Source organism: Mycobacterium sp., from assembly GCF_049683935.1.
GTDB lineage: Bacteria > Actinomycetota > Actinomycetes > Mycobacteriales > Mycobacteriaceae > Mycobacterium.
The window spans coordinates 1-9,366 of sequence record NZ_JBAUJR010000388.1 but is presented as its reverse complement, the minus strand read 5'-3'; the positions used below and the strand labels follow the sequence as shown (position 1 = coordinate 9,366).

Annotated in this window: 9 protein-coding genes; 5 read left to right on the top strand and 4 right to left on the bottom strand. The window is 67.6% G+C overall.

Annotated features, from left to right (window positions below):
• Positions 1-756, top strand: a 756-nt coding sequence (locus WA965_RS22360) for a chloride channel protein (protein ID WP_526448085.1), incomplete at its 5' end; no start/stop codon positions are given.
• A gap of 12 nt (positions 757-768) precedes the next feature.
• Here WA965_RS22360 and WA965_RS22355 read toward each other — a convergent pair.
• Positions 769-2,616 (bottom strand): ABC transporter family substrate-binding protein, encoded by a 1,848-nt coding sequence (locus WA965_RS22355; protein ID WP_526302683.1) that lies wholly within the window; start codon positions 2,614-2,616, stop codon positions 769-771.
• A 68-nt stretch (positions 2,617-2,684) separates the two neighbouring features.
• Positions 2,685-4,586 (bottom strand): translational GTPase TypA, encoded by a 1,902-nt coding sequence (gene typA, locus WA965_RS22350; RefSeq protein WP_526302674.1) that lies wholly within the window; start codon positions 4,584-4,586, stop codon positions 2,685-2,687.
• 55 nt (positions 4,587-4,641) lie between these two features.
• Here typA and WA965_RS22345 point away from each other — a divergent pair, with 55 nt between their 5' ends.
• From WA965_RS22345 to WA965_RS22335, 3 genes are all read left to right on the top strand, one after another.
• A complete protein-coding gene (locus WA965_RS22345) occupies positions 4,642-4,809 on the top strand; it encodes a hypothetical protein (RefSeq protein ID WP_526302676.1) in 168 nt (55 codons plus the stop codon).
• Positions 4,810-4,867: 58 nt separating this feature from the next.
• Positions 4,868-5,140 carry a hypothetical protein gene (locus tag WA965_RS22340; protein ID WP_526302677.1) on the top strand — a complete coding sequence of 91 codons (273 nt, stop codon included), beginning with the start codon at positions 4,868-4,870 and terminating at the stop codon, positions 5,138-5,140.
• A gap of 190 nt (positions 5,141-5,330) precedes the next feature.
• The gene (locus WA965_RS22335) at positions 5,331-7,127 is read left to right on the top strand and encodes a BCCT family transporter (RefSeq protein WP_526302679.1); all 1,797 of its coding nucleotides are present in this window, start codon (positions 5,331-5,333) and stop codon (positions 7,125-7,127) included.
• A gap of 10 nt (positions 7,128-7,137) precedes the next feature.
• On the opposite strand, the gene WA965_RS22330 is transcribed toward WA965_RS22335, so the two are convergent.
• On the bottom strand, positions 7,138-7,524 hold the full coding sequence (locus WA965_RS22330; protein WP_526302684.1) for a (deoxy)nucleoside triphosphate pyrophosphohydrolase: 387 nt from the start codon (positions 7,522-7,524) through the stop codon (positions 7,138-7,140).
• A gap of 54 nt (positions 7,525-7,578) precedes the next feature.
• Between WA965_RS22330 and WA965_RS22325 the strand changes: the two genes are divergently transcribed.
• On the top strand, positions 7,579-7,863 hold the full coding sequence (locus tag WA965_RS22325; RefSeq protein ID WP_526302681.1) for a 4a-hydroxytetrahydrobiopterin dehydratase: 285 nt from the start codon (positions 7,579-7,581) through the stop codon (positions 7,861-7,863).
• Here WA965_RS22325 and WA965_RS22320 read toward each other — a convergent pair.
• Complete coding sequence (locus WA965_RS22320) at positions 7,841-9,118, bottom strand: mannosyltransferase (protein WP_526302685.1); 1,278 nt, start codon at positions 9,116-9,118, stop codon at positions 7,841-7,843. The two genes, WA965_RS22325 and WA965_RS22320, sit on opposite strands and share 23 nt — an antisense overlap.
• Between the last annotated feature and the right edge of the window lie 248 nt (positions 9,119-9,366).

Genomic DNA, 9,366 nt, shown 5'->3' with positions numbered 1-9,366 from the left:
GCTCGCATCCTCCTCGGTACCTGGCATCCGCGGGTGCTGGGCACAGCGCTGATCACGTCGAGCCTGGCGGTCGCGGTCGCCGCGCCGGTGACCCACCTCGAGCACCCGCTGGTGTGGCCGGACTTCGAGCTGTCCTACCTGTTCGTTTTCCTGGCGCTGGCGCCGGCCCCGCTGGCGGTCGTCATCGGGCTGTCCTTCGACCGGGCGATGACCGCCGCCCGCCCGGGTGTGCAGCCGCGTTCGTGGCTGCTGATCCCGGCGATCGCGGCCGCCGGGCTGTTGACGGGAATCTGCTCGATCTGGCTGCCGGAACTGCCCGGCAACGGCCGCAGCATCCTCGAAGTCAGCGTCAACAGTGGCCTGACGTTCGGCGCGGCGGCGGCGATCCTGCTGCTCAAGCCACTGCTGACCGCGGCATTCCTGCGTGCCGGCGCGGTCGGCGGACTGCTCACCCCGGCGCTGGCCACGGGTGCGGCTGCGGGTTCACTGGTCGCTCTGGGACTCAACCAGTGGGCAGGCACCGATCTGCACATCCCGGCGGTGTCGTTGAGCTGCGCGGCGGGAGTCCTGGCGATCACTCAGCGCTCGCCACTTTTTGCGGCGCTGTTCGTGTGGGAACTCGCCCGCCCGCCGCTGTGGCTACTGGCGGTGTTCGCGATCGCGGCCTACGCGGCGTACGGCATCGTCGAGATCCACCGGCGCCACGCCGCCGCGGCGGGTGACTCGGCGGTCACCGAACACCCCGGACATCACTGACCCATCCGAACGTCATTGAGGCAGCTTGACCCAGTTGCCGGCGTCGCCGACGATCCCGACCGGCACGGCCCCGGTGAGGCTGACGTTCTGCAGGCGCGGTCCCGCGGCGACGATCGTGGTGTCCTGCAGGATCGGCAACACCGTCCACATGTTCCACAGCCTCGGCTCGACCTCGTCGATCACCTCGCCGATGTCCGCCGTACCGCGCAGCGCGGCATCGATACGGGGTTGGATGGCACGGTCGCAGGTCCCGGTGATGTTGCTCGGCGCCTGCACCAGCTCACCGGTGTCAGGCACCGGTGTCGGCGTCGCCGTGGTGGTGGTCCCGGGTGGCTCAGGGGGCGGCGCCGTCGACGACGGCCGCGACTCGGGCGACGGGGACGGAGACTCTGTGGATGGGGCCGGCGACCCGGTGGTGGTCACGATCGGCGTCGCCTCCAGGGCGGGGCAGCCGTAGCGCGATGCGAGCGCGGTGGCCAGGTCCCCGCCGGCCTGACGCCATCCGATCACGGCGTCGACCCGGTTGTTGACCAGCGCGTCGCTGTAGAGCACCACCGGATCCAGCGCGGACACCGACGCCGCGATACCGACATTGCGCAGTTGGTCGGCGGCGGTGTTGGCGACCGAGATCGATGTCGGATCGTTCGCGGCGACACCGAGCACCAGTGTCAGCGCCTCGCCGTCCTTGGTGAGGTGCCCGCGGTTGTTCTCCGGCAGGGTCGGTGTGGGTGGCGCCGGCGGCGTGGTCGACACCGGGTCGATCTGGTAACCGGCACCGGCCAGCAGCGTCATCGCCTGCTCGCGGCTCATCGCCGGCGGAGCGGTCGGGACGTAGCCGGGATCGGACGGGGAGCGCACCTGCGCCTGGGCGAGGGTGACGGAGTTGTCGTCGCCGGCCCCGACCGCGGCCAGCAGGTCCACGTCGAGCAGACCCAGGATGGCTTGTCGCACTTGAGGTTCGGCCAGAGCCGGCTGTTGCGCGCGCAGTGTCAGCTGCATGACGCGCGGGGTGACGATCCGCGCGGTCCGGACGTCGGGGATGGCGGACAGCTGCGCAAACGCCACCGCCCCGCCGTGTACCTGGGCTACCTGGGTGTCGCCGTTGCGGATCGAGTCGGCCAGGGCCGCGGGTGCGCCCCCGCGGCGGAACAGGATCAGATCGGGAACCGCGGGCTGACCCCAGTACCTGTCGTTGCGTGCCAGCAGGATCTCGTCGCGTTGCGGATCGATGGTCTCGACCCGGAACTGCCCGCCGGTGACCGGCAGCGCCTGCACCAACCCGGCTCCGAATCCGCCCGGCACGTCCTTGACGATGTGGGCGGGCAGGATGTTGTTGAACAGCTCCCGCCATGCGGGGTACGGCTGGGAAAACGTCACGACGGCGGTCTTCCCGCCCTCGATGGACTGCACCCCGGTGATCAGGTCGTAGCCGGCCGGATCCACCGTGCCGGGCTGGCTGACCATCTGGCGCCACAGATACCAGTAGTCGTCGGCCCCGATCGGCGCATTGTCCGTCCACTGGGCCTCGGGGCGCACCTTGTAGGTGACCGTGAACGGCTCCTCGGAGGTCACCTCCGCCGACTCCAGCAGCGACGTGTCCAACTCCCAGCGCGAGCCGGTGGGCGTCCGCGCGTCGGGGATCGGACGGAACGAACTGGGCAGCACCAGCGAGCTGATCGCGGCGTTGACCGGGGATTGGTCGGACAGCAGGTGGGCGTTGAACCCGGGACCGATCGAATCGATCGCCATGATGATCTGCGTCGCCTTCATCGGCGGCGGCGGCGCCGACTCGGTGGTGTCGGTGCTCTGAGGCGCCGGTGGCGGCTTGACGGTACATGCCGTGACCAGCGCCAACGTCATCAACAGGGCGCCGGCGACGGCGCTGACGCGTCGCTGGGTCGTCGGCACGCCTACAGAGTATCCATCGGTCAGTTGCGGGCTTTGGCGCGCGACCGCGCACGCCCCCGGGTCGTCGCGTCGAGTTCGGCTTTGCGCACCCGCACGATCTCCGGCGTCACTTCGACGCACTCGTCCTCGGCGCAGAACTCCATCGCCTGTTCGAGACCCAACTCGAGGGGACGGGCCAACGTCTCCATCACGTCCGCGGTCGAGGAACGCATGTTGGTGAGCTTCTTCTCACGGGTGACGTTGACGTCGAGGTCTTCGGCACGCGGGTTGATGCCGACGACCTGGCCCTCGTAGGTGTCGTCGCCGGGTTCGACAAAGAACTGACCGCGATCGGACAGCTGGATCATCGCGAACGGCGTCACCGAACCGGAGCGGTCCGAGACCAGGGAGCCGGTGTGGCGGGCCCGGATCTCGCCGGCCCATGGACGGTAGCCCTCGAAGACGGCGTTGGCGATGCCGGTGCCGCGGGTCAGGGTCAGGAAGTCGGTCCGGAAGCCGATCAGTCCGCGGCTGGGCACGACGAAGTCCATCCGGACCCATCCGGCGGCGTGGTTGGCCATCTCCTCCATCCGGCCCTTGCGGGCGGCCATCAACTGGGTGATGGCGCCCACGAATTCTTCGGGGCAGTCGATCGTCATCGCCTCGAACGGCTCGTGCAGCTTGCCGTCGATCGTCCGGGTGACCACCTGCGGCTTGCCGACCGTGAGCTCGAAACCCTCGCGGCGCATCTGCTCGACGAGCACAGCGAGCGCCAACTCGCCTCGGCCCTGGACTTCCCAGGCGTCCGGGCGGCCGATGTCGACGACCTTGATCGACACGTTGCCGACCAGTTCCTGATCGAGGCGGTTCTTGACCATGCGGGCGGTGAGCTTGTGCCCGGAGACCTTGCCGGCGAGCGGCGAGGTGTTGGTGCCGATGGTGACCGAGATCGCGGGTTCGTCGACGGTGATCCGTGGCAGCGCGTGCGCATGCTCGACGTCGGCGAGGGTGTCGCCGATCATGATCTCGGGCATCCCGGCGACGGCGACGATGTCACCGGCGACAGCCTCGTCCGTGCTGGTCCGTTCGACGCCTTCGGTGGCGAGCAACTCGGTGATCTTGGCGTTCGTGATGACCGGATGGCCGTCCACTTCGCGCATCCACGCCACCTGCTGGCCCTTGCGGATCCGCCCCTTGTAGATGCGGATCAACGCGAGCCTGCCGAGGAATGCCGAGGCGTCGAGGTTGGTCACCAGCGCCTGCAGCGGAGCTTCCGGGTCGCCCTGCGGCGGCGGGATGTGCTCGAGCAGGACGTCGAAGAGCGGATCGAGATTCTCGCCGTCGGGGTTCTCGCCGTTGGCGGGTTCGGTGGTGCTGGCGATGCCCGCCCGGCCCGATGCGTAGAGCGTCGGCAGTCCGAGCGCGTGCTCGGCGGCCTTCTGCGCCTCCTCGTCGAGATCGGAGGCGACGTCGAGCAGCAGGTCGTGGCTGTCGGAGACCACCTCGGCGATCCGCGCGTCGGGGCGATCGGTCTTGTTGACCACGACGATCACCGGCAGGTGCGCGGACAGGGCCTTGCGCAGTACGAACCGGGTCTGGGGCAGCGGACCCTCCGACGCATCAACGAGCAGCAGCACGCCGTCGACCATCGACAGGCCGCGTTCGACCTCACCGCCGAAGTCCGCGTGGCCCGGGGTGTCGATGACATTGATGACGGTCATTCCGCCGTCGGGGTGGTGACGATGGACGGCGGTGTTCTTCGCCAGGATGGTGATGCCCTTTTCCTTCTCGAGGTCACCGGAGTCCATCAGGCGTTCGATTGCATCGTCGCCGCGGTGGCTCAGGGCCCCCGATTGGCGCAGCATCGCGTCGACCAGGGTCGTCTTGCCGTGGTCGACGTGAGCCACAATGGCGACGTTGCGGAAATCGGGGCGTGCATTCACGTCGTGATTGTCGCAGTGCAGCGCACTGATCACGAAAACGAGAGAGACAACTCACTTGAAGCCCGGCAAGCTCGCCGACCTGAAACCGAAGAAGAAGTGTTGTCGCAGCAAGCCCCGCTGCAAGCGCTGCCCGGTCGTCATCAACAAAGTGCACAGGGCCGAACTGAACGGCATCCGGGGTAAGGAACTGGCCAAGGTGCTCAAGCGCGCCCGCAAGTCCTGACCTGCGGCGTACCGTGGATACATCCCGTCAGAACGTCTCGGCGTTTGGAGGTCCGGTCATGACGGTTTACGAGATTCTCGCGGTGTTCACGATCGTCGCGGTCGGCACGCTGGCCACTGTGGCGCTCTACCTGGGGCTGCTCAGCTGGGTCGGAGCGTTGTACATGGTGCGATGTTCGGAATGTCATCACCTGTCGTTCAGCTCGGCCAAGGAGCCCAGGACGTCGTGTCCGCACTGCCGGCATCCCGTGCTCACGCACCCGATCCACGCGCTGCACCACCCCGGCAGCCGGACCGATGTGCGGATAGTCGGAGATCGTCTGCGCTATTGAGGCGCCGCCGGCCGCCCGTGGGGTTGCTGTCGAATTCCGTCCTGCCTCGTCGGCCGGACGGTCGTCAGAGAACTGCAGCAGGTAGGGTTTTCCGCGCGCCGACAACACTGGCCCTCCACAGCGAAACCTGCACCGATACGTAACAGACGATGACGACGATGACGACGACGACTTTGAGGAGGCGGTAACCGTGCCGACCCCATCGGACCGCAAGAGTGCCGAAGGCGAGCGGCAGAATCCGCTGGCGAACGCGTGGCGAAGCCTCGAGCCGGCGGTGTTCATACCCTCCTCGATCATCATCCTCGGTCTCATCCTGTTCGCGGTGGTCTACTCCGGCCAGGCCGAAGACGCCTTCTCGCAGCTCAACGGGGTGATCACCGACGGCGTCGGATGGTGGTACGTGCTGGTCACCACCGGCTTCGTGGTGTTCGCGATCTACTGCGGCGCCTCCCGCATCGGCACCATCCGACTCGGCGACGACGATGAGAAACCCGAGTTCAGCTTCATGGCGTGGCTGGCGATGCTCTTCAGCGCCGGAATGGGCATCGGCCTGGTCTTCTACAGCGTGGCCGAACCGCTGACGCACTACGTGAGCCCGCCCGAGTCGAGAGGCATCGCGGGCCAGACCGACGCAGCGGCCAACCAGGCCATGGCGCTGACGCTGTTCCACTGGGCGCTGCACCCGTGGGCGATCTACGTCGTCGTCGGCCTCGGCATGTCGTACATGACCTACCGCCGGGGCCGGCCACTGTCGGTGCGCTGGCTGCTGGAGCCGCTGTTGGGGCGCGAGCGGGTCGAAGGCCCGATCGGGCACGCGGTGGACATCACCGCCGTCGTCGGCACCCTGTTCGGCGTGGCCACCTCCCTCGGCTTCGGTATCACCCAGATCGCGGCGGGACTGGAGTACCTGGGCTGGATCCAGATCAACAACTGGTGGACGGTCGGGATGATCGCCTTGATCACCCTGGTAGCGACGATTTCGGTGGTCACCGGTGTCAGCAAGGGTCTGAAGTGGCTGTCGAACATCAACATGATGCTGGCCGCCGCACTGGCGCTGTTCGTGATGCTGCTGGGGCCGACGCTGTTCCTGTTGCAGGCGTTCGTGCAGAACCTCGGTATCTACATCCAGTCGCTGCCGGAGCTGATGCTGCGCACGGCGCCGTTCACCGACGGCGAGTGGCTCGGCGGCTGGACCGTCTTCTACTGGGGCTGGTGGATCAGCTGGGCACCGTTTGTCGGCATGTTCATCGCGCGCATCTCGCGGGGCCGCACCATCCGCGAGTTCGTCGGCGCGGTATTGCTGGTTCCGAGTGTCATCGGTGCACTGTGGTTCACGATCTTCGGCGACTCGGCGATCCTGCGCCAGCGGGAGAGCGGCGACATGCTGGTCGACGGAGCTGTCGACACCAACACCTCGCTGTTCCAGCTTCTCAACACGCTGCCGATCGCGACGATCACCAGCGTGCTCGCGATCGCGGTGATCGTGTTCTTCTTCGTCACCTCCTCGGATTCGGGATCGCTGGTCATCGACATCCTGTCCTCGGGCGGAAATGTGGATACCCCGAAGCTGTCCCGGGTGTACTGGGCGGTGATGGAAGGACTGGTCGCCGCGGTGCTGCTGCTGGTGGGCGGTTCCGGTTCTCTGACGGCGCTGCAGACCGCGTCGATCGCGACGGCGGTGCCGTTCTCACTGGTGATGGTGGCGGCCTGCGTATCGATGTTGCGGGCGTTCCGGTACGACCTGGCGACCACGCCGAGACTGCTACGCATCTCGGTGCCCGACGAGATGTCGGCGTCTCAGCGCCACGACGTCTCGGCCACGCTGGCGGGGCTGGTCGCGGTGCGCTCGGTTCATCCCGATTCCTACGCCGTACACCCCACCACCGGTGAGGTGACGTTCGAGGAACCGGTGGATCCCCTCAACGGCGAGCACGTCGGCGAGAGCGACAGCGAGACGGCGACCGAGACCGACGCCAAGGCGCGGTGACCAGTCCGCGTCACCGGAGCAGTGTCGCCAGCTGCGGCAGCCACGCGGTGTCTGCGGGCACCCACGCCAACTCCTCGAGGCCGTCGGCGCGCACCCACCGCAGGGCGCGATGGTCGTTGGGGTGCAGCACCCCGTCGGTCTGGGTGACGAGGTAGGCGCGCAAGGTCGTCGTGGCGTTCAGTGCCACATCGGCGCCGAGGCGGGCCCCGACGACCACGCCGATACCGAGTTCCTCGCGTAGTTCGCGAGCCAGAGCGCTCTCATCGGTCTCGCCCGCGGCGACCTTGCCGCCCGGCAGTTCCCACAGCCCGGCCAACTCGGGCGGCCGAGCGCGCTGGGCGACGAGCAGCGCGGCGTCGTGGATCAACGCACCCGCGACCACGATCAGATTCGGCAACTGGTTGGACACCGTCTGGTTTGACACTGCCGCGAACGGTATACCGTCGAACACATGGCTGTGTTAACGGACGACCAAGTAGACGCCGCACTGCCCGACCTCGAAGGCTGGGAGCGCGCCGAGGGGGCGCTGAGACGCGCGATCGAGTTCCCGTCATTCCTCGACGGGATCAACGCCGTCACCCGCGTCGGGGAACACGCGGAAGCCCGCGATCACCATCCGGATATCGACATCCGTTGGCGGACAGTGACTTTTGCACTTGTCACGCACTCCGAGGGTGGGATCACCGACAAGGACGTGGAGATGGCGGGCGACATCAACCGGATCGTCGGCCAGTAGCGGCGATCCACGCCATCGTCGCCAACGTGGCGACGATGTAGACAAGGCCGGCCCACGCCAGGTACCAGGGGCGCGATATTTCCCAGATGGTCGGCTGCGCGAAGCTCAGCAGCCACGGCACCCCGATCAGTGTCAGCACCAGCCAGCCCACACCGAGCACCCGGGCTCCGACCCGATCACGCAGCGGACCGTGCAGCAGCCAGATCATCAACGGCAACAGCCAAACCCAGTGATGGGTCCATGAGATCGGCGACAGCAGCAGACCGAACAGCTGCACGATCACGATCGCGGCGAGCCGGTCCCGGGCACCACCGACCGCGCGCCACGCCAGCACGGCCAGCACGGCTGTCACGGCGATGCCTGCCAATACGACAGGGCCGTAGCCGGCGTCATGGCCGAGGATCCGTGAGATGCCGCCGCGCCACGACTGGTTGAACGACGTCCCGACCGGTCCGACCCTGCCGGCGTCGCCGAGGAGTTCGGTGAAGTAGTAGCGCGCCTGCTCGCCGACGACGACGGCGGACAGCCCGACCGACAGAAAGAACACCACCGCGGAGAACACCGCCGCACCCCAGCGACGCGCACCGACGAAGTACAGACCGGAGACCGCGGGCGTCAGCTTCACTCCGGCCGCCAGCCCCACCAGGAGCCCGGAGAGCCACCACCGCGTGGTGTACACGGCGTACAGAACACCCAGCACCAGCACCACGTTGACCTGGCCGTAGTCGAAGGTGCTGCGCAACGGCTCGATCCAGATGCCGACGGCCGTCCACAGCATCGCGACACGCCGGCCGGCGCCGTGGCCCTCGGGGTTCGGCAGCAGGCGTTGGCTGATGCGCACCACGCCGTACAACGCGGCCATCGTGCCGATCTGCCATGCCACAGCGACCACGCCGAACGGCAGCAGGTGCAACGGGTAGAACAGCACCGCGGCGAACGGCGGATACGTGAAGGGCAGCGGGAAGTCCGGGGTCTGGTCTGCGTAGACGTAGTCGTAGAGGGTCCCCGGCTGGTCCAGCGCGGCTGCGCCTCCGAGATAGACGTGCAGGTCGACGAAGTTGGCGCCGTTGGGCAGCAGATACGTCCACGCCAGGCGCGCGGCGATGCTGAGGATCAACAGCACGGGCGCCGCGGCGGACAGCCGGGACACCAGATGGGAGCCGGGAGTTGCTGGGGCGGATGCGGTGGCGTCTATGACCCAGAACTCTATCGAGCGGTCACCATCGGCACTCGTGTCAGTAACGGTTACATAAATGCCACACGTGTCACTTGAGTAACTCTAGTAACAGGCTAGCTTCGGGTACAGGCGTGCCACCTATGCCGTTTCGAGCCACCAAGGATTTGGGAGAACCATGCATCGCACCGGGAAATTGTTTGCAACCACGATGGTCGCCGCGGCCGGAGCCGTCTCGGCTGCGTTGGCGCTCAGCACATCTGCGGCGGCCCAGCCCGCCCCCGCTCCGGCACCGGGGCCCGCACCCGAGGTGCCCGGCCTGCCGTTCC

Excerpts from the sequence above, each read along its gene's own strand:
- WA965_RS22355 (WP_526302683.1), bottom strand. The coding sequence starts at position 2,616 with ATGACGTTGGCGCTGGTCACGGCATGTACCGTCAAGCCGCCACCGGCG.
- WA965_RS22340 (WP_526302677.1), top strand. The coding sequence starts at position 4,868 with ATGACGGTTTACGAGATTCTCGCGGTGTTCACGATCGTCGCGGTCGGC.
- WA965_RS22325 (WP_526302681.1), top strand. The coding sequence starts at position 7,579 with ATGGCTGTGTTAACGGACGACCAAGTAGACGCCGCACTGCCCGACCTC.